General features: G+C 66.4%; 30 protein-coding genes. 19 read left to right on the top strand and 11 right to left on the bottom strand.

Going from position 1 to position 23,093, the window contains the following annotated elements; translation table 11 throughout:
- Window positions 1-11: 11 nt before the first annotated feature.
- From ACZ1II_RS20710 to ACZ1II_RS20700, 3 genes are read right to left on the bottom strand one after another with little or no spacing between them, the layout of a single operon-like run.
- Complete coding sequence (locus ACZ1II_RS20710) at window positions 12-1,607, bottom strand: capsular polysaccharide export protein, LipB/KpsS family (RefSeq protein ID WP_465145457.1); 1,596 nt, start codon at window positions 1,605-1,607, stop codon at window positions 12-14.
- Entirely contained in the window at window positions 1,604-2,452 is an 849-nt protein-coding gene (locus ACZ1II_RS20705; RefSeq protein ID WP_465145456.1) for an inositol monophosphatase family protein, read from the bottom strand. The genes ACZ1II_RS20710 and ACZ1II_RS20705 overlap by 4 nt, the downstream gene beginning before the upstream one ends.
- Window positions 2,453-2,491: 39 nt before the next feature.
- Window positions 2,492-3,598, bottom strand: a complete 1,107-nt coding sequence (locus tag ACZ1II_RS20700) for a DUF2279 domain-containing protein (RefSeq protein WP_465145455.1) — start codon at window positions 3,596-3,598, stop codon at window positions 2,492-2,494.
- A 137-nt stretch (window positions 3,599-3,735) separates the two neighbouring features.
- Here ACZ1II_RS20700 and ACZ1II_RS20695 point away from each other — a divergent pair, with 137 nt between their 5' ends.
- The 3 genes from ACZ1II_RS20695 (at window position 3,736) to ACZ1II_RS20685 (ending at window position 6,914) form a co-directional block, all read left to right on the top strand.
- On the top strand, window positions 3,736-4,773 hold the full coding sequence (locus tag ACZ1II_RS20695; protein ID WP_465145454.1) for a phytanoyl-CoA dioxygenase family protein: 1,038 nt from the start codon (window positions 3,736-3,738) through the stop codon (window positions 4,771-4,773).
- Between the two features lie 286 nt (window positions 4,774-5,059).
- Window positions 5,060-6,097, top strand: a complete 1,038-nt coding sequence (locus ACZ1II_RS20690) for a KpsF/GutQ family sugar-phosphate isomerase (protein WP_465145453.1) — start codon at window positions 5,060-5,062, stop codon at window positions 6,095-6,097.
- Between the two features lie 7 nt (window positions 6,098-6,104).
- Window positions 6,105-6,914 carry a 3-deoxy-manno-octulosonate cytidylyltransferase gene (locus tag ACZ1II_RS20685; protein ID WP_465145452.1) on the top strand — a complete coding sequence of 270 codons (810 nt, stop codon included), beginning with the start codon at window positions 6,105-6,107 and terminating at the stop codon, window positions 6,912-6,914.
- A gap of 23 nt (window positions 6,915-6,937) precedes the next feature.
- Here the strand turns inward: ACZ1II_RS20685 and kdsA are convergent, their stop codons facing one another.
- Window positions 6,938-7,780: a 3-deoxy-8-phosphooctulonate synthase gene (gene kdsA, locus ACZ1II_RS20680; RefSeq protein WP_465145451.1), complete on the bottom strand. Its 843-nt coding sequence runs from the start codon at window positions 7,778-7,780 to the stop codon at window positions 6,938-6,940.
- Between the two features lie 191 nt (window positions 7,781-7,971).
- On the opposite strand from kdsA, the gene ACZ1II_RS20675 reads away from it, so the two are divergent.
- Complete coding sequence (locus tag ACZ1II_RS20675) at window positions 7,972-8,766, top strand: sugar phosphate isomerase/epimerase family protein (protein ID WP_465145450.1); 795 nt, start codon at window positions 7,972-7,974, stop codon at window positions 8,764-8,766.
- A 259-nt stretch (window positions 8,767-9,025) separates the two neighbouring features.
- Here ACZ1II_RS20675 and ACZ1II_RS20670 read toward each other — a convergent pair whose 3' ends face one another.
- The 7 genes from ACZ1II_RS20670 to ACZ1II_RS20640 form a co-directional block, all read right to left on the bottom strand.
- Complete coding sequence (locus ACZ1II_RS20670) at window positions 9,026-9,259, bottom strand: hypothetical protein (RefSeq protein ID WP_465145449.1); 234 nt, start codon at window positions 9,257-9,259, stop codon at window positions 9,026-9,028.
- Between the two features lie 108 nt (window positions 9,260-9,367).
- Window positions 9,368-9,574 carry a hypothetical protein gene (locus ACZ1II_RS20665; protein ID WP_465145448.1) on the bottom strand — a complete coding sequence of 69 codons (207 nt, stop codon included), beginning with the start codon at window positions 9,572-9,574 and terminating at the stop codon, window positions 9,368-9,370.
- Window positions 9,575-9,741: 167 nt separating this feature from the next.
- Complete coding sequence (gene dapD / locus ACZ1II_RS20660; protein ID WP_465145447.1) at window positions 9,742-10,578, bottom strand: 2,3,4,5-tetrahydropyridine-2,6-dicarboxylate N-succinyltransferase; 837 nt, start codon at window positions 10,576-10,578, stop codon at window positions 9,742-9,744.
- 221 nt (window positions 10,579-10,799) lie between these two features.
- On the bottom strand, window positions 10,800-11,543 hold the full coding sequence (locus ACZ1II_RS20655; protein WP_465145446.1) for a hypothetical protein: 744 nt from the start codon (window positions 11,541-11,543) through the stop codon (window positions 10,800-10,802).
- Between the two features lie 81 nt (window positions 11,544-11,624).
- The gene (gene gmk, locus ACZ1II_RS20650; RefSeq protein ID WP_465145445.1) at window positions 11,625-12,278 is read right to left on the bottom strand and encodes a guanylate kinase; all 654 of its coding nucleotides are present in this window, start codon (window positions 12,276-12,278) and stop codon (window positions 11,625-11,627) included.
- A gap of 63 nt (window positions 12,279-12,341) precedes the next feature.
- Window positions 12,342-12,845 (bottom strand): hypothetical protein, encoded by a 504-nt coding sequence (locus ACZ1II_RS20645; protein WP_465145444.1) that lies wholly within the window; start codon window positions 12,843-12,845, stop codon window positions 12,342-12,344.
- A 33-nt stretch (window positions 12,846-12,878) separates the two neighbouring features.
- A complete protein-coding gene (locus ACZ1II_RS20640) occupies window positions 12,879-13,379 on the bottom strand; it encodes an SspB family protein (protein ID WP_465145443.1) in 501 nt (166 codons plus the stop codon).
- Window positions 13,380-13,566: 187 nt separating this feature from the next.
- Between ACZ1II_RS20640 and hisB the strand changes: the two genes are divergently transcribed.
- The 15 genes from hisB (at window position 13,567) to pal (ending at window position 23,053) form a co-directional block, all read left to right on the top strand.
- Window positions 13,567-14,169 carry an imidazoleglycerol-phosphate dehydratase HisB gene (gene hisB, locus ACZ1II_RS20635; RefSeq protein ID WP_465145442.1) on the top strand — a complete coding sequence of 201 codons (603 nt, stop codon included), beginning with the start codon at window positions 13,567-13,569 and terminating at the stop codon, window positions 14,167-14,169.
- Window positions 14,169-14,462 carry a YciI family protein gene (locus ACZ1II_RS20630; protein ID WP_465145441.1) on the top strand — a complete coding sequence of 98 codons (294 nt, stop codon included), beginning with the start codon at window positions 14,169-14,171 and terminating at the stop codon, window positions 14,460-14,462. Before hisB ends, ACZ1II_RS20630 begins: the two co-directional genes overlap by 1 nt.
- The gene (gene hisH / locus ACZ1II_RS20625; protein WP_465145440.1) at window positions 14,459-15,082 is read left to right on the top strand and encodes an imidazole glycerol phosphate synthase subunit HisH; all 624 of its coding nucleotides are present in this window, start codon (window positions 14,459-14,461) and stop codon (window positions 15,080-15,082) included. Before ACZ1II_RS20630 ends, hisH begins: the two co-directional genes overlap by 4 nt.
- Before the next feature lie 153 nt (window positions 15,083-15,235).
- Window positions 15,236-15,964, top strand: a complete 729-nt coding sequence (hisA, locus tag ACZ1II_RS20620) for a 1-(5-phosphoribosyl)-5-[(5-phosphoribosylamino)methylideneamino]imidazole-4-carboxamide isomerase (RefSeq protein ID WP_465145439.1) — start codon at window positions 15,236-15,238, stop codon at window positions 15,962-15,964.
- The gene (locus ACZ1II_RS20615; RefSeq protein ID WP_465145438.1) at window positions 15,961-16,206 is read left to right on the top strand and encodes a hypothetical protein; all 246 of its coding nucleotides are present in this window, start codon (window positions 15,961-15,963) and stop codon (window positions 16,204-16,206) included. Before hisA ends, ACZ1II_RS20615 begins: the two co-directional genes overlap by 4 nt.
- Window positions 16,207-16,210: 4 nt before the next feature.
- Window positions 16,211-16,972 (top strand): imidazole glycerol phosphate synthase subunit HisF, encoded by a 762-nt coding sequence (hisF, locus tag ACZ1II_RS20610; RefSeq protein WP_465145437.1) that lies wholly within the window; start codon window positions 16,211-16,213, stop codon window positions 16,970-16,972.
- 130 nt (window positions 16,973-17,102) lie between these two features.
- Entirely contained in the window at window positions 17,103-17,273 is a 171-nt protein-coding gene (locus ACZ1II_RS20605; RefSeq protein WP_465145436.1) for a PEP-CTERM sorting domain-containing protein, read from the top strand.
- Window positions 17,274-17,320: 47 nt separating this feature from the next.
- Window positions 17,321-17,647, top strand: coding sequence for a phosphoribosyl-ATP diphosphatase (locus ACZ1II_RS20600; protein ID WP_465145435.1), 327 nt, complete (start codon window positions 17,321-17,323; stop codon window positions 17,645-17,647).
- A gap of 23 nt (window positions 17,648-17,670) precedes the next feature.
- Window positions 17,671-18,048: a histidine triad nucleotide-binding protein gene (locus ACZ1II_RS20595; RefSeq protein ID WP_465145434.1), complete on the top strand. Its 378-nt coding sequence runs from the start codon at window positions 17,671-17,673 to the stop codon at window positions 18,046-18,048.
- Between the two features lie 329 nt (window positions 18,049-18,377).
- Window positions 18,378-18,842 (top strand): YbgC/FadM family acyl-CoA thioesterase, encoded by a 465-nt coding sequence (locus ACZ1II_RS20590; RefSeq protein ID WP_465145433.1) that lies wholly within the window; start codon window positions 18,378-18,380, stop codon window positions 18,840-18,842.
- Window positions 18,839-19,549, top strand: a complete 711-nt coding sequence (tolQ, locus tag ACZ1II_RS20585) for a protein TolQ (protein WP_147219542.1) — start codon at window positions 18,839-18,841, stop codon at window positions 19,547-19,549. Before ACZ1II_RS20590 ends, tolQ begins: the two co-directional genes overlap by 4 nt.
- Window positions 19,549-20,007 (top strand): ExbD/TolR family protein, encoded by a 459-nt coding sequence (locus ACZ1II_RS20580; protein ID WP_465145432.1) that lies wholly within the window; start codon window positions 19,549-19,551, stop codon window positions 20,005-20,007. Before tolQ ends, ACZ1II_RS20580 begins: the two co-directional genes overlap by 1 nt.
- A 14-nt stretch (window positions 20,008-20,021) precedes the next feature.
- Entirely contained in the window at window positions 20,022-20,981 is a 960-nt protein-coding gene (locus ACZ1II_RS20575) for a hypothetical protein (RefSeq protein ID WP_465145431.1), read from the top strand.
- Window positions 20,978-22,378, top strand: a complete 1,401-nt coding sequence (gene tolB, locus ACZ1II_RS20570) for a Tol-Pal system beta propeller repeat protein TolB (protein WP_465145430.1) — start codon at window positions 20,978-20,980, stop codon at window positions 22,376-22,378. The genes ACZ1II_RS20575 and tolB overlap by 4 nt, the downstream gene beginning before the upstream one ends.
- Before the next feature lie 186 nt (window positions 22,379-22,564).
- Window positions 22,565-23,053: a peptidoglycan-associated lipoprotein Pal gene (gene pal / locus ACZ1II_RS20565; protein WP_147219638.1), complete on the top strand. Its 489-nt coding sequence runs from the start codon at window positions 22,565-22,567 to the stop codon at window positions 23,051-23,053.
- Window positions 23,054-23,093 lie beyond the last annotated feature (40 nt).

The following is a 23,093-nucleotide window of genomic DNA, read 5'->3' as shown; positions in this document are numbered from 1 at the left end:
ATTTTTTACCGTCATCGGCCCGTCATCCAGCCCAGCAGGCGTTTGATCCGGCCTTGCGCCTCGCGCAGGCGGATGAGGTTGGACCGGACCCCTGCCTGCCCTCCGGCGATCCGCTCCACCAGGATTTCCGGCTCGCAGGGCAGGCGGGTAACGGGGTCGAGGTAGCGCGGGTAGAGAATGAGCGTGGCCGCCACCAATTCGTCGAGCGTGCGCTGGCGGGTGCGGCGGGCGGGAACGTTGCCGAGGTCGTGGGTCAGGCCCCATCCCGCGTAGAACGGCACGCCGTGGGTCACGACTTCGCGCCCGCGCATCAGCGCCTCGAACCCGGCCAGCGAGGTCAGGACATGCACGGCATCGACCCGGTCGAGCAGCGCGGCGATCGAGGACGTGCGGTCGATCTCGTCGGCATATTGCAGCGCCTCGGCATCGGGGATGTGGCCCTTGCGGTGGCCGGCCTCGACATCGGGGTGGGGCTTGAAGACGATGTGGGCGTCCGGGTCATGCTGGCGTGCGCGGCGCAGCAGGGCGAGGTTGTCCAGTCCGCCGCCGCCGCGCAGCACCGAGCGGTCGTCCGCGACTTGTCCGGTCACGAGCACCTGCTTGCGGTTGTTCTCTCTGGACGCAGCGGGGCGTTCGGCGTCCTGTCCGTACTTGCTGATCCCGCCCGAAACGAGCCGTTCGCGCAAGGCTGCGGCGCGGCGGAGCATGTCCTCGGGGATCGTCGCGGTTTCGAGCAGAAGTTCCAGTTCGCTCGCCTGGGCAGGGTCGAAGTGGGGGCCGTGGGCGTCGACGACGATCGAGAGCGGCGGCACGCAATTGGCGCCGAGGCCGGTCGAGCGGATCATGCCGTCCTCGATCTCGCCGATCCGCACGCCGCGCGCTTCGAGCTGCGAGAGAGTGCGGGCATCGCTGCGTGCGATCCAGGCCAGCACTTGCGAGGCGTCAGAGGGAAGCTCGGTCTTGGCATGGCGGACCGGGCCGGAACCGTCCCAGAGCAGGGCGTCGGCGGTGATGCGCTTCCACGGCGCGATGCCGTAGATCGCGGTGACCGAGCGGTTTGCGTCGATCAGGCGGCGCCAGCGGGCCAGCAGGGCGATCGCCTGTTTCGGTTCCAGAACGTCGCCGGTGAAGGGATCGCGATAGGTCCAGCGTCCGAGTTCGGCGGCGAGAATCTCCTCCAGCGTGTCGGGGTCGGCCAGCGCGGCGAAGCGGCCCGCGCCGAGCGGTTCGACCCGACAGCCAGATAGGGAGGCCACCAGCAGCAATTCGTCGTCGGCATCGGCGATCACGAGATCGGCAGCGGCGCAGAGGCTCCACGGATCGGCCTCGACGGGCAGGCTGCCGAGAGAGACCGCCTGCGATTCCAGTCCTGCCGCGCGCAAGTATTGCGCGGCTTCGCTTGCCGTTTCGGGCTTTGGCGCAGCAACGAGTATGGAGCGCCTCTCGGGCAGCAAGGCTGCCTTACCCCAGTAGGCACCGCCGACGCGGGCTTCGCGCAGCAGGGCGGCAAGACCTTGGACTTCCGCATTGCGGCTGGAAGAGGCCTCGGCGAGAGGCGCGGCGCGGTGGCCCGGAAAGGGCGGGATGCGCAGGAAGGGAACCGTCATCGCGCGGTCTCTAGCTCCACGGCAAGCGAATCGCCAAGCGTGGAGAGGCGATCCGCCGCCCGGTCCCACGTTTTTTGCGTGGTGGCCGCGATCAGGCCTTCGCGCCGGTCGTCGCAGCGATAGGCAGTGCCGTCGGGCCGGGCGGCGCGGCCTCCCGCTTCGTTGAGAAACAGCACGCCCGCCGCATGGTCCCAGGGCAGGGTGCGGGTGAACAGGGTTGCATGGTTACCTCCCGTTGCGATGCGGGGGTACTGGTCGGCGGCGCAGCGGGGGCTGTCGAGCACTTCGGCCTCTGCTGCGAGAGCGGTGAGCAGGCGCGCGCGTCGCTCTTTGTCGGGCATGAGCCGCGTCACCGCCACGACCGGGCGAGCCGGTTCGGTGGAGGGCGCGCGGAACGCAGCTCCGTCGATCGCCGCGCCTTCACCCGAAAGCGCCGCGCAGAAGCGACCGGATAGCGGATCGAGTATCCAGCCGCCGACCGGAATCCCATCCTGCGCCAGCGCCACAAGCAGGCCGAAGGGGGCGGTTCCCGCCGCGAAATTGGCGGTTCCGTCCAGTGGGTCGATGATCCAGCAGGCGCCGGAGCCGAGATGGTCCAGCAGCTCCGGCCGATGATGCACGGCTTCCTCGCCGACGACATGGGCGCCGGGGATCAGGCCCGCGAGGCGGTCGGACAGGATCGCTTCGCATTCCCGGTCGGCGGCAGTTACCGGCTCGCTGTCACCGGGATCTTCCGCCTTGTTCTCGACCGGCGCGGCGCCTGCCGTGCCGAAGCGCGGCAGGATGGCGAGACGTGCCGCCTCGCGCATCGCCTGCTCGACGGCAGGCGTGAGATTTCGGTTCATGGTCGGCGGGCCTTCGGGATCGGACAGGAAAGCGAGCCGTCACCAATGGCCGAAGTCGCCGTGCGTGTCGACACGCAGCGAGGTATAGGGAAGCTGGACGTGATCGAGCACCGAATGGGCCGCCTTGCCGAACCGCGACTCCGAGCGGCCGAACAGCAGTTCGCCCAGATTAAGGCCGAGACCGAAGAACAGGTGCCGCTTGGGTTCGATGCCTCTGGCGCGGTCGCTGTTGAGAAAGTCGGTGGCGTAATAGCCGATCTGGAGGTCGAGGAAACGCAGCGGGCTGCGCTGGAGGCCCTCGAACCCGGCGCCTTTCAGCGCGAAGAGGAAGCGTTGCTGCGCGTAGTGTTTCTTGCCGACGTGGCTGTAGATCCGGTCGTTCGGCATGATCTCGATCTTGAAGGCGAACTTGTCCTTCAGGCCCGGCACCGAGTTGCGCAGCACGGAGAGCGTCGCGCCGGTCAGGTTCATCGCGATGTCCTGCATCGAATAGCCGCTGTCGGTCTCGATACCGTCCGAGATTTCGTTGAGCGCCATGACCCCGGCGGCGATGACGCCTGCCGTTACGGCATCGCCTTGCGAACCTTGCGTATTGCGGTGCAGGCGCGCGTGGAGAATGTCGGCGATCAGGTAGGTGTTGAAGGCATGGGTGAGCTTGTCCATGCCGATGTTCGCGGTGTCCTTGCCGAACCAGCCTTCGTCCTTGAAGTGGAACGGTGCGGTCTTCTTGAAGACCTTGGGAATGCTTTGCGCGCCCATATAGACGAACAGGATGGCGAGTTCGGTCCTGATCGTTCCGGCTTGCCGGAAGAAGCCGCGATAGGGAGCATGTTCGCGCGGGACATGCCCCGATGCGTCGAGAGGGCCGCCGGGCGAGAGGGGCTGGATGGGGCCGTAGATATCGGGAGGCTCTTCGGGCAGTTCGGCAAGCGCTGTCGGAGTCAGATCGATCAGATCAGGCGAGGCGATATCGGCGAGATTCCATTGCGATACGGTGATCGGTAGGGGGCCGATCGGCGTGGTTTGCGCGGAAGTATCGGGCGCCGACAGAGGCGGCGAACCCTCCCACTCATCTGCCCGTGCCGGTGTCGCTGAAAGGCAGATGGCCAGTGCCAGGGCGAAGCCGCTGGAAGAACCCATCCTCATGTATCTTCTCATCCTGAAAAGCTGAGCCGGGTATTCGGCCAAGCCTGTTCAGCGCCCCGAAGAAGACGAAATCCGTCACTGTCGATTGCTCCCGCGGGCTGTTGCCCTGCTTCCGGGAAATCGGTAGCGCCCTTCCTATGAGAGTTCCGAAGTCGATAAAATTGCTACTCCTGTCACCTGTCTGGCTCTTTCAGCTAGGGACATCGGCCAAAAGTTTTCTCGACAATCCCCTGATCGGCTCGCAGCGACTCAATCGTTTGGGGCTGCACCGGGGAAGGGTCAGGCTGGCGGGCGCGCTCTGTGCGTGGCGGCGCTGGCGGCTGGCGAAGAAGGTCCGTGCGGACTGGCGCGAGGCTTTCGATCGCGACGGCTATGTCGCGATCGAGAACGTCATTCCGCCCGAACAGTTCACCGCTCTGCGCGCTGCGATCCTCTCCTATGAAGGCGAGGCGCGCGAGATGCGGCAGGGCGATGCGATCACCCGCCGCCTCGCGATCGATCCGGCCATGCTGCACGCGATTCCGCAGCTGCGGGGCCTGCTGGATCGCCGCGATCTCAATGCCCTGTTCGAATATGTCGCCGGTTTCCGCATCCGCCCGGTGCACTATATCCAGACCATCGTCACCCACGATGCCAGCAACGAGGCGGACCCCCAGGAATCGCTCCATGCCGATGCCTTCCATTCCTCGCTCAAGGCCTGGCTGTTCCTAAACCCGGTCACCGCGGACGAAGCGCCTTTCACTTTCGTGCCCGGCTCGCATCGCCTGACGAAAGAGCGGCTGGACTGGGAACATCGCCGCAGCCTGGCCGATCCGCGTGCGATCGACCGGCTTTCCGCGCGCGGATCGCCGCGCGTCAGGGCGAGCGACCTTGCCGAGATGGGGCTTCCCCAGCCGAGGGCGCTGGCGGTGCCTGGCAATACGCTGGTCGTGGCCGATACCCTCGGCTTTCACGCGCGCGGCGCCTCGGCGCGCCCGATCGAGCGCGTCGAGATATGGTCCTATTCGCGGCGCAATCCGTTCCTGCCCTGGCTGGGCGGCGACCTGCTGAGCCTGCCCGGCCTTGCCGAGCGCCGCATCGGCTGGCTCTGGGGCATCCGGGATCGCTTCGAGAAAGTGATCGGTCAACCCTGGCAGCGCGTCGGCAGGCGTCGTCCCGTAGACGCATTGGACTGAATTAGTCGGGTTTGTTTGCCATCAAACGGCCATAATAAATTTCGGTCAACTATAGCGCTCTTCTACTGACCGGTGGCCGTGCCTGATTTGCGGCAAGCGGAGGAAATCCGCCGTCATGTGGGGTTTACATAGTACCTCATGCTGCTTAGCACAAAATTGCCGATTACCGCGGTGTCTAACAGTACATGTCAGAACTGCGGCGTTGTGTACCGAGACCGAGAAGCTATTAGGCGCAAGGTGTCATCTGATGCGTAGCAATCGAAAGCGCGCGACCAGGGGGGTAGTTTTGTCGAATTCCGTTGTCTCGATAGCCGTCGGGGCTAGCAATTTCATCGTCTCCCGCGCACGCGAAGTCATCGATATCGAAGCCCGCACGCTGGACCAGCTCGGCGCGTCGCTGGGCACGAGCTTCACCAAGGCCTGCCAGCTTCTGGCCGGTGCCACGGGCCGCATCGTCGTGGCCGGCGTCGGCAAGTCGGGCCACATCGCGCGCAAGATCGCAGCGACGCTTTCCGCTACCGGCTCACCCGCCATGTATCTCCACCCCGGTGAAGCCGCGCACGGCGATCTCGGCATGGTGGTGGAGGGCGACGTGGTGCTCGCCATTTCCAATTCCGGCAACACCGCCGAGCTTCAGGTGCTGTTCGATCACACCGAGCGCTGCGGCATTCCCGTCGTCGGCATGACTTCCTACGCCGATTCACTGGTCGAGCGCCGTTCCGACGTCTGCGTGCTGCTGCCCGTTGCCACCGAAGCCTGCTCCGCCAATATCGCTCCCACCAGCTCGACCACGCAGCAGCTTGCGCTCGGCGATGCGATTGCGATGGTGCTGATGGATATGCAGGGCGTCTCTCGCGAGAGCCTCAAGGCGCTGCATCCCGGCGGCTCGATCGGCCTGCGTCTCGCTTCGGTCAGCCAGATCATGCACGGCACTGACAAGCTGCCGCTGGTCGATCTCGACCTGCCGATGGACGAAGTCATCACCTGCATGACCTCGATGGGCTTCGGCATCGCCGGGGTCGTCGATCCGGCGGGCCGCCTGGCCGGGATCATCACCGACGGCGACTTGCGCCGGCACTTCAAGATGCTCGACCGGGTCTGCGCGCGCGACGTGATGACGCCGCGCCCGAAGATGCTGCGCGCGAACATGGCCGCCGAGGATGCCATGCGCTTCTTCAACGATGCCCAGATCACCTGCGCTTTCGTGGTCGGCGAAGAAGGCCCGAACTGTGCCGTGGTCGAGAACGAGATGGTCGCGACGATCAACCAGATTCCGGTCGGCATCATTCATCTGCACGACTTCCTCCGCGCAGGGCTGAGCTGACCTTTCCGTGACGTCAACCAGTTTTGCGATCGTCATCCCGGCGCGCTATGCGTCGAGCCGTTATCCCGGCAAGCCGCTCGTGCGCCTGGCCGGAGCCACCGGCGAGGAGCGCAGCCTGATCCGGCGAAGCTGGGACTGCGCCATGGGCGTGCCCGGTTCCGCCGGGGTTTGGGTCGCTACCGACGATGCGCGGATTGCCGCGGAAGTCGAGAGCTTCGGCGGGCAAGTGGTGATGACCTCGCCGGATTGCGCCAATGGCACCGAGCGCTGTGCTGAAGCGATTGCGAAGCTCGGCCCGGTGGCCGATGTCGTGGTGAACCTTCAGGGCGACGCGCCGCTGTCGCCTTCAGGTGTCGTGCCCGCGCTGGTGGAGCGCCTGCTCGAAGACCCCGAGGCGATCATGGCGACTCCGGCGGTCCGCGCCTCGCGCTCAGTTTACGAGCATCTGGTGCAGGATCAGGCCGAGGGCCGCGTCGGCGGAACCACGGCCGTGATCGACGGGCGCGGACGGGCGCTCTATTTCTCGAAGCGGGTGCTGCCCTATCTTCCGGCCGATGCGGCGGCGCGGGAATTCCCGCCCGTGCACCTGCACCTCGGCCTCTATGCCTATCGCCGTGAAGCGTTGGAGCGTTATGTCGCGGCACCGCCCTGTGAGCTGGAACTGCTCGAAGGGCTGGAGCAGCTGCGCTTCCTCGATCTCGGCCTGCCGGTCTCGGTCGTCACGCTCGATCCGCTGTCGTGGGACGCGATCGAACTCAACAATCCCGGTGACAAGCCGGTGATCGAGCGCATCCTCAAGGAACGCGGCATCGCCTAATAGGCGAGCCGCGTTCTGTTACCTCAATCGATATCCAGCGGCGGGAAGGCCTTGACCACGCGGTCGATGGCCTGAACCTGTTCGAGATAGGCACGCAGACGGTCCAGCGGGAGGGCGCAGGGGCCGTCGCAGAGCGCCTTGTCGGGATCGGGATGCGCTTCCAGGAACAGTCCGGCGATGCCCAGCGCCATGCCCGCGCGGGTGAGCGCGGCGGCCTGAGTGCGGCGCCCGTCGGCGCTGTCGGGGCGCCCGCCGGGGCGCTGGAGCGCATGGGTGGCATCGAACACCACAGGGGCCATCGCCTTCATATCGTCCATGCCGAGCATGTCGACGACGAGATTGTTGTAGCCGAACGAGGAACCGCGCTCGCAGAGCAGCACCTGACCGTTCCCGGCTTCCTCGCACTTGCGGATAATGTGGCGCATCTCCTGCGGGGCGAGGAACTGCGGCTTCTTCACGTTGATGACCTTGCCGGTGCGCGCCAGCGCCACCACGAGATCGGTCTGGCGGGCGAGGAAGGCGGGAAGCTGGAGGATGTCGGCGACTTCGGCCACGGCCTCCGCCTGGAACGGCTCGTGGACGTCGGTGAGCACCGGCACGCCGAAGCGGTCTTTCACTTCGGCCAGGATCTTTATACCCTCGTCGAGACCGGGGCCGCGGAACGAGGAGATCGATGAGCGGTTCGCCTTGTCGAAGCTGGCCTTGAACACGTAGGGAATGCCCAACTCCCCGGTGACGCGCACGAATTCGGCGGCCACGTCCATCACCGCCTCGCGGCTCTCCATCACGTTCATGCCGCCGATCAGCACGAAAGGCCGGTCGTTGGCGAAAGTGACGCCGGAAGGCAGGGAAACGGATGCGATCATGGCGGGGGTCTGTCCTTGTCGATGAAGGCCCTGCCCGTCGCCGGGGCGGGCTTCGCCGTCAAGCTGTTTCGCGGACGGGGCGGGTAGCTTGCGCCAACTGTGGCTTTCCTGCGATCGAGGCTTCGCGGCGCGGGCAAGGACGGCTATTCAGGATGTCTTCACACCCCTCAACGGTTCACGAGGTTAACATCATGCCCCATCCCCTAGGCATCGACATGCGCACGGTTGCCGGCATGGGCCCGGTCGAGCATGTCCGGCTTGCCGCGCAGATGGAATGCAAGGCGGTGTCGCTGGGGCTGGAGCAACCCGCCGGTCAGCCCGAGGGCTACGCGCCGTGGTCGCTGCGAGACGATGCCGCGCTGCGCCGCGAGGTCAGGGCGGCGTTGGCAGACGGCGGCCTGCGTATCGGCCTCGGCGAGGGGATCAACGGTTCGGCAACGCTGACACCGGAAGACCACGCCGCTGACATGGACGTGTTCGCCGAACTCGGCACCCGCCGCATCGGCGCGCGCGACAACGGCCTCGAACGCGAGCAGGCCTTCGACTACATGGCACGCCTCGCGGAAATGGCCCACGAACGCGACATGGACTTCGCTTTCGAATTCTCTCCGATCATGACCGTCCGCAGTCTCGCTGAGGCTCTGGCCCTTGTCGCCCATATCGGTGGAGACCGGGTAAGCGTGACCGTGGACGCTCTGCATTTCTTCCGTTCCGGCGGCGCCGTGCGGGAACTGGCCGAACTCGATGCGGCGCTGATCGGGCATGTCCGGCTTTGCGATGCCATGCTCAAGGGTGAGGGCGAGCCGGGCGGCGGACGGCTGATCCCCGGCGAGGGTGATCTGCCGCTGCGCGAATTCGTCGATGCCCTGCCGCGCGGCAAGACGCTCGGGCTGGACATGGCCCTGCCGCAGGCCGCGCTCGGCGTGGAGGCGGCGCGCGATTACCTGATCGAAGTCGTGGCCCGTACGCGAGCGCTGCTGGCCTGAATCGACGGTTTCGCGACGGGACCAGCGCCGTTAAATTTCTGCAACGCTCTGTCCTCGCTACGGGACATGGCGAATACCCACGTCACCGAACGCAGTATCGGACCTTCTAGAGATCGGCGCTTTGCCGCCTTTCATATGGGAGCCGTCGGTGCAGGGGGCTTGTCGGGCGTCGGGGGGCGAACGGCAGGTCCATGGCGGGAGCGCGGCCTTGGCCGCGCTCGGGACACGCCTCCGCCGGCGGCTCGCTTTTTCGTTTCCGTCAAAGCTGGTGAACAGGTTCCGCCGGGGCCTGCTGCTGGGCCGCGCCGGGCATCAGGCGGTGCGGATCGGGACGGCTCCAGATGCCGATCGAAAGCCAGAGAATCACGATCGCTACCGCAAAGACGCCGAAGATCGCGGCCAGAATATGCGGCAGAATCTTCAGCGTGGCATTGCCTTGGGGAATGCGCGCGGCGTGACGGCCGTGCGAGGGCGTGGTTACCTCATCCTGCATCCGCTTCTCCTGTCCTGAGAACTCTGCATCGCCCGGAAGCGTGCGGTTCCTTGTTTTCCGCAGGCAGGATCAGTCGAGTCGGCCGCTCTGGCAAGCGAATTCGACGGTTCACCCGCCCAGCGCGTGTTCCTCGGCCGTGACCGGGTGGCCCTGCGGTGGCGGCTGGTCCCACCAGGCGCGCGAAATCCAGATCGCGGACATGGCCAGAATCGCGAGGATCAGGCTGGCGATCAGGACATAGCGCACGATGTGGGGCGTACTGCCCGAGCGGGCCTCGTCCTCGTCCAGATGAACTTCTTCACCGATGCGTTGCATCTCGGCTCTCCCGTGGCCCGCAGCTTTGGGAGCGGCTCGTCGTGGCCGCCGTACATTCAGGGCCAATCACGGAAACGCCGATGCCGTTCGTCCGGTTCCCGAGACGCGAAAGGGGCCGGATGGCGTGCCATCCGACCCCTTCCGGAACGCTGGTTCGAAGCCCGCGATCAGTCGCGCAGCAGCTCGTTAATGCCGGTCTTCGAGCGGGTCTGCGCGTCGACGGTCTTGACGATCACGGCGCAGTAGAGCGACGGGCCGGGGGTGCCGTCGGGCAGCGGCTTGCCGGGCAGCGAGCCGGGGACGACCACCGAATAGGGCGGAACCTTGCCGATGTGGACTTCGCCGGTCGCACGGTCGACGATCTTGGTGGAGGCGCCGAGGTAGACGCCCATCGACAGCACCGCGCCTTCGCCGACGACGACGCCTTCGGCCACTTCCGAACGGGCGCCGATGAAGCAGTTGTCCTCGATGATGACCGGGCCGGCCTGGAGCGGCTCAAGCACGCCGCCGATGCCGACGCCGCCCGAGATGTGGACGTTCTTGCCGATCTGCGCGCAGGAGCCCACGGTCGCCCAGGTGTCGACCATGGTGCCTTCGCCGACATAGGCGCCGATGTTCACGAAGCTCGGCATCAGCACGACGCCCTTCGAGATGTAGGTGCCGCGGCGGGCGACCGCGCCCGGAACCACGCGGAAACCGGCCTTGCGGAAGTCTTCGTCGGCCCAGCCGTCGAACTTCACCGGCACCTTGTCGAAAGCGGGGGCGCCGCCGGCGCCGTGGGCGACGGGGGCGTTGTCGTTGAGGCGGAACGAGAGCAGGACCGCCTTCTTCAGCCACTGGTTGACCTTCCAACCACCCTGACCGTCCGGTTCGGCGACGCGGGCGGCGCCCGATTCGATCAGGCCGAGCGCTTCGTCAACGAGCTTGCGCACGTCTTCGCTGGCGGGGGTGACGGTGTCGCGCGCATCCCAGGCGGCTTCGATCGCGGTTTCGAGTTCGGACATGTTCGCGTCTCCAGAAAGTCGGTCAAAAGGCAGGTTTGCAGGCGCGCCTAGAGGCTGCGGAGGGCGAGGACAAGAAAGAAGGACTCGGGTGGCCATAAGCTGAGGCAAAGGGGCGACTCTCGTTATCTACGCCCCCGTCGTCCCCGCCTTCGCGGGGACGACGGGTAGGTTGGGGCGATGAAGAGTGGGAGCGGAGAGAGGACTTACCGCCGCCCCGGACCTCAGCGCGCGGAGGTGAGCCGCGCCGAATCGATGTGCCAGCGCAGTTGCGCTGCGCTCGCGCCGTCCACGTCGTTCACGCGGCGTACCACGTAAGTGCCGCGAAAACGCTGGTGGGTGCCGTCGTCGAGCATGGCGTCCACCGTCACCGGAACCGACTGATAGATCGAGCCGGCGCCCGCGTCTCCCGGCTCCAGCTTGCTGATCGCGACATGGATGGCGCGGGTATGGGCGAAACCGGCCTGGAACTTTTCCAGCGTCTGGTTCGGTGGGCCGTCGTTGCCCCATTGCTGCCAGGCGGTGGCGTAATCGCGGGCGTTGAGCGCGGAGTAGTAGCGCTCGATGACTGCTGCTGCGGCTTCCTTGCTTTTCGGATCGACAGCGCATTCGGGCATCGGATCGCCCCTGGATTCGAAGAGCGCACAGCTTCGGGCGATTTCGTCCTCGATCATCGCGCAGGAGTTGGCGATGTTGCAGGGCGGATGCGTGGCCGGGGAGACGTTGCGGCACAAGTCCGCGCGCTTCTGCGCGGCGGCGGCACCGATCTCGTCCGAGCAGGACAGCGGTTCGGCAGGCGGCAGGCTTTGCGGCGAGGGCGCTGCCGGGGCTGGGGGCTGTTCCGTGTCTGTCGCGCTGGCCTGCGGGCTTGCGGTCGCTTCCTCGCGGGAAGGTGAACCGCAGGCCGAAAGGGCGAACAGGCAGGCCCATGGCAGGGCCTGCACCAGCGGGTTCTTTCGCGCGGCCATGATCTTCTCCCGTTCCAAGCGCTCCCGGCTATCTACGCGCGAAACCCGCGCAGGTGCCCGCAAGGAACAGGAAAAATCGGGTTAGGGAACCATCAGTTCGCGTACGAAGCCGATCAGCCCGGTCTGGCGGGCGCGGCGCATGCGTTCGGCGTAGAGAATCTGTTCCACCTTGTCGAAGCACGCGGCGATGTCGTCGTTGACCACCACGTAGTCGTAGCCGTCCCAGTGGCTGATTTCCGAGCGGGCGCGCTCCATGCGGGCGGCGATCACGTCCATGCTGTCGGTACCGCGCCCGGTCAGGCGGCGGCGCAGTTCGTCGATGCTCGGCGGCAGCAGGAACACGCGCACGACGTCACGCTCCAGCTTCTGGTAGAGCTGCTGGGTACCCTGCCAGTCGATGTCGAACAGGTAGTCCTGCCCGTCCTTCAGCCCGGCCTTAACCTGGGCCTTGGGGGTGCCGTAGGAATGGCCGAACACGGTAGCCCATTCGAGGAAGTCCTCGTCGGCAACCATGCGGTCGAACTGTTCCTTGCTGACGAAGTGGTAGTCCTTGCCATCCACTTCGCCGGGACGCGGCGCACGGGTGGTGCAGGAGACCGAGTTGCGGATGTGCGGATCGTGTTCGAGCAGCATGCGCGCGATCGTCGTCTTGCCGGCGCCGGAGGGCGAGGACAGAATGAGCATCAGCCCGCGGCGGGCGAGCGTATCGGCAGGATTTTCCGGGGAGTTGACCATGTGCCCCGATGCCGAGGCCGGGCCGGTAAATCAAGAGGGCAATTCCAGGGAAATCGGGCGTGCCTATCCGCCGATCTTCGGCATGAGGTCGGTTTCGCCCTTGCTTTCGTCGGCACCGTCCTCGGCCATGGCGCGGATCTGCTTTTCGCCGCGGAGCTTCTCCTTGCGGGCGCGGCTGCGCTCGTAGAGCGTCTTGGCGGCGAGGCCGCCGATGACCAGTGCGGCGCCCGGCGCGGAGCCGAGCGCCATGCGGGCGATGGCGGTATGCAGCATCGCCTGGCTGAAAGAGCGTCCGCGCAGGATCTGCGCCGCGGTTTCCGGGGTGTAGCGCTTGCCCAGCAGCGCATGCTCCATCGCGCGCCGGGCCAGAAAGCTGCCGCCGCGCAGGGCGATGTCGGCAATGGCGAGGTTGGTGGCGGTGTTCGGGCTGGGGCCGCTGAGGGTGCTGGCCTTGTCCAGCGCCTTCCCGGCGGTATTCTTTACCGCCGTTCCGGCCTTGCTCACGCCCCTGCCGACGCTGTTGCCGACACTCTTGCTGACTTTTTTCGGAACGGAAACGACGCCCATGAAGCTTGCCTTCTCGGGCTTCGTCAGCCCGCCTTACTTCTTCTTGCCGAAATCGACCGAAACGACGTTCGAGCCGTCTTCGCTGGGAGTAATGCGCGAGGCCACGTCGCGTTCCGAATCGTTCTCCGGAGCGGCAAGATCGTCTTCGTCCTCGTCATCTTCCACCGCCTGGAACTGCAGGCCGAAGTCCACTGCCGGATCGACGAAGGCCGTGATCGCCGAGAAGGGAATCACCAGCTTGGACGGCATCTGGTTGAAGCTGAGGCTGACGGTGAAGCCGTCCTCGCGCACCGCGAGGTCCCAGAACTTGTTCTGGAGCACGATCGTCATCTCGTCCGGGAAACGGGCGCGCAGTTCGGGAGGAACCGTTACGCCGGGCGCGCCGGTCTTGAAGGTGATGTAGAAATGGTGGGCGCCGGGCAGGACGCCGCCCGCGTCCTCGACCTGGCCGAGCACGCGGCCGACAACGGCGCGCAGGGCCTCCTGGACGATTTCGTCGTAGGGGATCAGGCTGTCTGGTGTCGTATCGTTCATCGCGCCTTACGTGCTCATGGTTCCATTTCCGGTCAAGCGGGTTAAAGTGGAAAATAACACGTTCCGACCGGTTTTCCCTAGGTCGTTTATGATGCCTACGACCGAAGATTACTTCCGAAACGCTTTTCGCGCACACTTGGTGCCGCGCGGAATTGATTCCCGTGCGTAGCGGTCTATAGGCGCTGCCATGCGTACAGCCTCGATCATCCGCAAGACTCACGAGACCGACATCGCCGTGGAGGTGAATCTCGATGGCACGGGGGCCTATCAGGTCTCCACCGGGATCGGCTTCCTCGACCATATGATCGAGCAGTTCAGCCGCCATTCGCTGATCGACATCACCTGCCGCATCAAGGGCGACCTCCACGTCGACCAGCACCATACGACCGAGGACAGCGCCATCGCCATCGGCCAGGCGATCAGCCAGGCTCTGGGCGACCGCGCCGGGATCGGCCGCTACGGCGACGTCCACTCGCCGATGGACGAGGCGCTCAGCCGCGTTTCGCTCGACATCTCGGGGCGCCCCTGGCTCGTGTGGAAGGCCGGTTTCACGCAGGAGAAGCTGGGCGAATTCGACACCGAGATGGTCGAGCACTGGTTCCACTCGATCGCGCAGGCGGTGGGCATCACCCTGCATATCGAGCTTCTCTACGGCACCAACAACCACCATATCTGCGAAGGCATCTTCAAGGGCTTCGCCCGCGCCATGCGCACCGCGGTGGAACTGGACCCGCGCAAGGGCGGGGCGATCCCTTCGACCAAGGGCATTCTCGGACAGGAGTCGTTGTAATGGCCAGCTTCATCGTCTCGCTTACCTACACCGCGCCGATCGAGGCGGTCGATGCGCTGCTGGACAAGCATGTCGCCTGGCTGCGCGAGCAGCATGCGGCGGGCCATCTGCTGGGCTGGGGCCGCAAGGTCCCGCGCGAGGGCGGCATCCTGCTGGCCCGGGGCGAAAGCAAGGCCGCAGTGGAAGCGCTCGCCTTGCAGGACCCCTTCGTGCAGGGCGGCGTCGCCACCATCGAAGTGATCGAATGGGCCCACGGCTTCCTTGACGACAGCGTGGCGGGTCTCGCCGGATGACTTTGGCGCTGATCGACTACGGCGCGGGCAACCTCTATTCGGTGGCCAATGCGCTGCGGGCGGCCGGGGCGGAAAATGTGGTGATCACCGCCAATCCGGACGTGGTCCGGGCGGCGGACCGCATCGTCCTGCCGGGCGTCGGCTCGTTTCGGGCCTGCGCCGAAGGCCTCTGGGGCATTCGCGGCATGGTCGAGGCCATGACCGAGCGTGTCCATGTCGGCGGTGCGCCGTTCCTCGGCATCTGCGTGGGCATGCAACTGCTCGCCACGCGCGGGCTGGAGCACGGCGTGACCAAGGGACTCGACTGGATCGGCGGGCAAGTGCAGATCATCGAGCGCACCGATCCCGCGATCAAGATTCCGCACATGGGTTGGAACGACGTCTCGCTCGGCCGCAAGGACCCGGCGCAGGGCCTGATCGAACCCGGCGAGGCCTATTTCCTGCACTCCTACCACTTCCAGCCCGATGAAGGCGCGCATGTGGCGGCGATGACCGACCATGGCGGCGGCTTGGTCGCGGCGGTGGCGAAGGACAATGTCGTCGGGGTGCAGTTCCACCCCGAAAAGAGCCAGGCTTACGGCCTCGCGCTGCTGGCGCGGTTCCTGGAGTGGAAGCCGTGACGCCGGTGCCTGGCCTCGGGGGCTTCGACAAGCTCAGCCGGAGCGGGGCGGCGAGCGGGTCCGCGTCCTGCAAGCCGAAATACACCCAATCCCGCTCAGGCTGAGCTTGTCGAAGCCCATGCGCAGCCCTCAGGACCTCAGGAACGCCAAGCAATGATCGTATTTCCCGCCATCGACCTCAAGCAGGGTCAGGTCGTGCGTCTCGCCGAAGGCGATATGGACCGCGCCACCGTCTATGGCGACAATCCCGCCGCGCAGGCCATGCTCTTTGCCGAGGCCGGTTCGCAGTATCTCCATGTCGTCGATCTCGACGGCTCCTTCGCGGGCCGCGCCGAGAACAGGGAGGCCGTGGAAGCCATCCTTGAGGTGTTCCCCGGCCACGTCCAGCTCGGCGGCGGCATTCGCACGCGCGAGGCAGTAGCGGGCTGGTTCGATCTCGGCGTCAGCCGCGTGGTCATGGGCACGGCGGCGCTGAAGGACCCGCAGTTCGTCAAGGACATGGCGGGCGAATATCCCGGCGGCATCGTCGTCGCCGTGGACGCGCGCGACGGCATGGTCGCGACCGAGGGCTGGGCCGAAGTCTCCGACGTTTCGATCGTCGACATGGCCCGCCGCTTCGAGGACGCGGGCGTGGCCTCGCTGCTGTTCACCGATATCGGCCGCGACGGCCTGCTCAAGGGCGTGAACATCGACGCTACCGTCGATCTCGCCCGCCGCACCGACCTGCCGGTGATCGCCTCGGGCGGGGTGAAGGGCCTTGACGACATCCGCCTGCTGGCGCTCCATGCCAATGACGGCATCGAGGGCGTCATCACCGGCCGCGCGCTCTATGACGGTCGCCTCGACCTCGCCGCCGCGATCGCGATGGCGGAGAAGGCGTGAACGAGAACCGCCTCGTCGCCGTCCTGGCGCTGGCGATCTTCGTGCCGGGCGTGCTCTTCGCCTTGCGCGACTTTCGCAAGGGCCGGGCGCGGCTGATGCTGTTCAGCCGGGCGCGTTCGAAAGTGGAGGCCACGCTCGCGGAGAACCCGCGCAAGTTCTGGGGCTACACGGCGTTCAATCTCGTCGTGAGCCTGACCGTCGCGGTGTTCTGCGTGCTGCTGTTCTTCAAGCCGGTGGAGTGATGTCATGACCGTCCGTATCCGCGTCATTCCCTGCCTCGATGTCGCCAACGGGCGCGTGGTCAAGGGCGTGAACTTCGTCGATCTCGTCGATGCCGGCGATCCCGTCGAGCAGGCGCGCGCCTATGACGCCGCCGGGGCCGACGAACTCTGCTTCCTCGACATTTCCGCCAGCCACGAAGGGCGCGGCACCCTGCTCGACGTGGTGCAGCGCACCGCCGAGGTCTGCTTCATGCCGCTGACCGTCGGCGGCGGCGTGCGCGCGGTCGAGGATGCCCGAGCGCTGCTGCTGGCTGGCGCCGACAAGGTGGCGGTCAATTCCGCCGCCGTCTCGCGCCCGGAAGTGGTGGCCGACATTGCCGAGAAGTTCGGCTCACAGTGCATCGTCGCCTCGGTCGATGCGCGCAAGGTGGCGCCGGGCAAGTGGGAAATCTTCACCCACGGCGGCCGCAAGGCGACCGGGATCGACGCGCTTGAGCACGCGGTGAAGCTGGCCGATTACGGCGCGGGCGAACTGCTCGTCACCTCGATGGACGGCGACGGTACGCAGAACGGCTACGACCTCGAACTCACGCGGCTGATCGCCGAGAGCGTCTCGGTGCCGGTGATCGCCAGCGGCGGGGTGGGCAATCTCGACCATCTCGTGGCGGGCGTGACGCAGGGCAAGGCCAGCGCGGTACTGGCGGCCTCGATCTTCCACTTCGGCAAGCACTCGATTGCAGAGGCCCATGCGGCGCTGCGCGCGGCGGGGCTTCCGGCGCGGGGTTAAATGCGTGTTCGGGAGGGCAAACCTTTGCTCTCCCGATCGCCCCGGATCGGGACAGGCGCCCGATCCCTGCTTGTCGTTTCCGGCCATTCCGCCAATGGTCGCCCCAACAGTTCCGCAGGAGCCCCCCGCCTTGCCTCGCTTTTGCTGCCTTTCCGCCATCGCCGCGGTTTCCCTCGCCCCGATGCCCGCTTTCGCGGCGGAAGCGACGCGCCTGCCGGAGCCGAGCGGGCTGTTCCTGCTCGCCATGGGCGTGGCGGGTGTGGCGATAGGGCGCCGTTTTTCGCGCAAGCGCTCGGACTGACGGGCCTTTCGCTTGACCCGACTGCCCTTGCGCCGCATGGGCATGGCATGAGCAGCCCCGACACTCTCGCCCGCCTCGAAGCCACGATCGCCGCGCGCCGCGCTGCCGATCCCGACACCAGCTACGTGGCGAAGCTCCATGCCAGGGGCCTCGGCAAGATCGCGCAGAAGCTGGGCGAGGAAGCCACCGAAACCGTGATCGCGGCGCTGACCGAGGACGACAAGGCGCTGGTGGGCGAGGCTTCGGACCTGATCTTCCACCTCATGGTCCTGCTCGGCGCCCGCGAGGTGCCGTTCGCAGCGGTGCTGGCCGAACTCGACCGCCGCGAAGGCGTCTCGGGCATTGCCGAGAAGGCTGCCCGCCCCAAGGCCTGATTTTCATTCTTCGGGAGAAGCCGATGCCGATCGACCCCAAGCTGCCCTATGACGACAACAACGTCTTCGCGAAGATCCTGCGCGGCGAACTGCCGTGCAGCAAGGTCTACGAGGACGACTTCGCGCTGGCTTTCAACGATATCCGCCCGCAGGCGCCGATCCATGTGCTGGTGATCCCCAAGGCGGCCTATGTCTCGTGGGACGACTTCACCGCCAAGGCAGACGACGCGGAAATCGCCGGTTTCATGCGCGCGGTGGGCCATGTGACGCGCCAGCTGGAAATGGACGGGCCGGGCTATCGCCTGATGGTCAACATGGGGACCAATGGGCATCAGGAAGTGCCGCATCTGCATGTCCACATTTTCGGCGGGCGCCAGTTCTTCCAGATGATCGCGGAATAAAGCGGGAAATACTTCCCAACCCACTCCCGCCAATCGCACCCGCTCATCCTGAGCTTGTCGAAGGATGGGAGGCATAGCGCTGTGCTGTGTCTCGGGGGCTTCGACAAGCTCAGCCTGAGCGGGGAGGAGAGGGGTTTCAGGGCGGAACGGGTGGATTTTCGCGCAGGGCCGGGCTTACGCGAACCGGCTGCCTTGCACCTGCCGCAAACCCCAAATTCCAACAAACACCACAATTACGACGCAATTAACCGTCCATTCGCCCGCGCGCGCGGGATAAGTGCGACGAGTGGATTGCACTGCGCCCGCCTCCCGCTACACAACTCGGCAGCATGAGCAGCGACCCCCTCCCCCCCAGCGGCGTCCTCGACGGCCCGCTTCACCGCTATGCGCTTCGCGTGTTCTACGAGGACACCGACGCGGGCGGGGTGGTCTATCATGCCAATTACATCCGCTGGTTCGAGCGCGCCCGCTCCGACCTGCTCGACCTTCTCGGCATCGACCAGCGCGCGGCGCTGGAATCCGGGGAGGGGCTCTACACCGTCGCGGAAGTGAACATCCGCTACCTCTCGCCCGCGCGCCTTGGCGATGCGGTCGTGATCGATACCCATGCGCTGCAGGTCGGGCGGGTCAGCTGCACCCTCCGGCAAGTGGCGCGGCGCGGAGAAATCCGCCTTACCGAAGCCACGGTAAAGGTGGGGTTCATCAGTCCTGAAGGACGACCGCGCAAACAGCCCGCCGCCTGGCAACATGCTTTCGCCTCGCTCATGCAAGAGCATCCGAGAGGACCAGAATGACTTTTGAACTGCTCGCCTCTGCCGTCACCATCGGCAGCGATTCCGACCACCTCAACCCGGTAAAGCTGTTCCTCCACGCCGATATCGTCGTGCAGTCGATCATGGCGGGGCTGATCCTGGCGAGCGTCTGGGTCTGGGCCATCATCATCAGCTTCATGCTGCGCATCGGCAGCCTCAACCGCAAGTGCGCGGACTATGAGGAAGGCTTCTGGGAAGCCCAGAACTTCGAGGCCTACCAGAAGGAACGCCGCCGCGGCGACGTGCCGATGGGCAAAGTCGCGGGCGCGGGTCTCGCCGAATGGCGCCGCAATGCCGCCATGCCCAAGTTCGATCCCGACGGCGCGCGCGAGCGTATCGCTCTCGCCATGACCTCCTCGGTCGGCGAGGAGAGCGACCGCATCTCCAACCGCCTGAACTTCCTGGCGACCGTGGGTTCGGTGGCGCCTTTCGTGGGCCTGTTCGGCACCGTCTGGGGCATCATGAACAGCTTCTTCCAGATCGGCCAGCAGCAGAATTCCTCTCTGGCAGTGGTCGCACCCGGCATTTCGGAAGCGCTGTTCGCCACCGCCATCGGCCTGTTCGCGGCGATCCCGGCGGTCATCGCCTACAACCGCTTCTCGCACCGCGTGAACCTGTTCGAATCGCGCCTCCAGCGCTTTGCCGACCGCCTGCACTCCGCGCTCACGCGTGAGCTGGAGCAGCGCTGATGGGCATGGGCCTCTCCGGCGGCGGCAGGCGAAATAGCCGGCGCAGCGGCGGGGGACGTACCCCCATGGCCGAAATCAACGTGACGCCGCTGGTCGACGTCATGCTGGTGCTGCTGATCATCTTCATGGTCACCGCGCCGCTGCTCAAGGCCGCGGTGCCGATCGAGCTGCCCGACAGCCGCGCCAAGGCGATGAACGAGGAGCAGGACCAGGTCACGATCACGGTCCAGCGTGACGGCACGATCTACTACGAGACCGAAGCGCTTGCCCCCGGCGAACTGGCCGAGCGCCTCGCTTCGGTTCCGGACGGCGCCGATGGCCGCAAGCCGCAAGTCACGCTGCGCGCCGACAAGGCGCTCGACTACGGCCGGGTGATCGACGTGATGGGCGAGCTGAACCATGCCGGTTTCACCTCGATCTCGCTGGTGACGGGCGTCAGCAGCGGTTCAGGCGGCTGAGTTAGGCTGGCACGATGGCAATGCTGGGATTGCGCAAGGACGAGGGGCTGGGGCTCACGCTGGCGGTCGCGCTGCACGTTGCGGTGCTGGCGATCATGGTGCTGCGCCCCGACCGCAGCGAGGTCGTGAAGCCGCCGCAGCGCATCGAGGTGACGCTGAGCGATCAGGTCGGCATGACCTCGACTTCGCCCGACCCGTTCAGCCAAGCCGCGCCCGACATGGCGCCTGAAATCGGCGAGGCCGCACCGCCTCCGGCCCCGGCTCCCGAGCCGGAACCCCTGCCGCAGCCGGTGCCCGTGCCGCCGCCTCTGGCGCCTGCACCGCAGCCGCGCCCGCAGCCTCCCAAGCCGCAGCCGAAGCCGGTTCCGGCCCCCAAACCTGCGCCGCCGAAACCGGCCCCGCCCAAGCCTGCACCTCCGAAGCCCGCACCGCCGAAGCCCGCGCCGAAACCGGCGCCGCAGAAGACTCCGGCCAAGCCCGCCACCAGCCGCGACAGCAGTGCGATCGACAAGATCGTCGGCAAGTCCGGCTCGGCATCGAGCAAGGCGACCACCCCGCCCAAGAAGGCGGGCGGCAGCCGCGTCGGCGCCGACTTCCTCTCGGGCGTTTCGGGCGCGACGTCGACCCAGGGCAAGGGCGCGCCCGCCGCGGCGCTTGGCCCGGCAGCAGTCTCCGCGCTCAACGGTGCGATCAGCCGCCAGCTCAAGCCGCATTGGGCCGCACCGCAAGGGGCCGATGCGGAACTCCTCGTCACCACCGTGCGCTTCCGCCTGAACAAGGACGGCAGCCTCGACGGCGAACCGCAAGTCCTGCGCACGACCGGCCAGACCGCGACCAACTCGGCCCAGGTCAAGCGCCACCAGGAACAGGCGATCCGCGCGGTGAAGCTTGCCGCGCCGTTCAATCTGCCGGAAGACCTCTACAACGGCTGGAAGGTCATCACGACCAACTTCGACAGAAGGCTCTCGCAATGAAAAAGATAATCCACATCGCTGCTTTCGGCCTGCTGCTTTCCGGTTCCGTGGCGGCCTTCGCCCAGAGCGCGCCGCCGGCACCCCAGCCGGTCCCGACCGGCCAGCAGGCGCCTGCGGACGAGGACGGCGGTCTCCAGGTCACCGTTTCGGATGACAGCGACTGGCAGGACCTCGGCATCGCCATCACCACTTTCGCGACCGACGCCGACGTGCCCACCGGCACCAATGCCGGTTCCACCGCTGCGCTCGGCCGCGCGCTGTCGCAAGTCGTGGCTGCCGACCTCAAGAACAACGGCCTGTTCAAGCCCTCCGGCCCGGACGGTCTGCCGCAGCCCGCCTATGCCCAGATCCAGTCGCCGGACTTCCCGACCTGGTCGGCCCGCGCCGCGAACATGCTGGTGCAGGGTTACGTGCGTGCAGGCGCAGGCGGCCAGATCACGGTCGGCTGCTACCTCTACGACGTCGCGCTCAAGCAGCAGTTGGTGAAGGGCGGCTGGCAGGTTCCGCCGTCCGACTGGCGCCGCGCCGCGCACAAGTGCGCCGACATGGTCTATTCGCGCCTCTCGGGCGAAAGCCCGTTCTTCGATTCCAAGATCGCCTATATCGCCGAGACCGGTCCCAAGGACCACCGCATGAAGCGTCTGGCGATCATGGATTCGGACGGCGCCAACCACCGCTACCTGACCAGCGGCCAGTCGACCGCACTGACCCCGCGCTATTCGCCGGACTATTCGAAGATCCTCTACCTGTCCTATCTCAACGGCCAGCCGAGCATCTACGTCTACGATCTCGCCAGCAACACGCAGAAGCTGATCGCGCGCACCGGCAATCCGACGATGGCCCCGCGCTGGTCGCCGGACGGCAAGTGGGTGCTCTATTCGATGGCCTCGGGCGGCAATACCGACATCTACCGCATCTCCTCGGCCGGCGGCGGCACCCCGCAGCGCCTGACCAACACGCCGGGCATCTCGATCGGCGGGTCCTATTCGCCGGACGGCAGCCAGATCGTGTTCGAGAGCGACCGCTCGGGCAACCAGCAGATCTACGTGATGAACGCGGATGGTTCCAACCAGCACCGCATCAGCTTCTTCGGCGGCCGCTCGGCGACGCCCGAATGGAGCCCGCGCGGAGACCAGATCGCCTTCACCCACGTGGCGGGCAATCTGCGCATCGCGGTCATGAACCCCAGCGGCGGCGGTCTGCGCCACCTAACGGATTCGTGGCAGGACGAGGCGCCCACCTGGTCGCCGAACGGCCGCATCATCCAGTTCTTCCGCACCGCCAAGGGCGCGGGCACGGCCTCGATCTGGCAGGTCGATCTGACCGGCCGCAACGAGCGCCGCCTGCCGACGCCGGTGGGTGCCTCCGACCCGGCCTGGGGTCCCGTCCGCCCCTGATCCTTTCCTTATCCGTCGCCTGAACCGGGTTCCTTCCCTAAAGGGAAGGGCCTTGTTCAGGTTGACACCTCAGAAAATTACACGAAACTTCAACAATCGCAGGCCATTCATAATTGGCTGCGCACCTTAGGAGATTGCCTCATGCCTGCCCTCATGTACCGCCGTCATGTGAAGACCGGATCGACAATGCTCCTCATCGCCGGGGCGCTCGCCATGTCGGCCTGTGCATCGAAGGCGCCGAAGGAACTGCCGCCCGAGCCGGGCCCGGCAACCACCACCCAGACCACCCCGCCGCCGAGCGGCCCGCAGCCGGGCAGCCAGGCCGACTTCGTCGCGCGCATGATGGGTTCGGACACCATCTACTTCCAGCTCAACGAAGACACCGTGGACGCCACCGACCAGGCCGCGCTGTCGAAGCAGGCCCAGTGGCTGCAGCAGTATCCCAGCAAGCGCGCCACGATCGAAGGCCATGCCGACGAACGCGGCACCCGCGAATACAACCTTGCGCTGGGTGAGCGCCGCGCCAATGCGGCCAAGAACTACCTCATCAGCCTGGGCATCGATCCCTCGCGCCTGAACACCGTGAGCTACGGCAAGGAACGCCCGATCGCGCTCGGTTCGGACGAGGCCTCGTGGGCGCAGAACCGCCGCGCGGTGACGGTCACGATCGACTGATTTCGCTGCTGCGAATGTGATGAAGGCCCGGTTCGCGCAT

Source organism: Novosphingobium sp. BL-S-20 (assembly GCF_055521635.1).
Note: the sequence above shows the minus strand (reverse complement) of the source record. Positions and strands in the feature narration are given on the sequence as shown.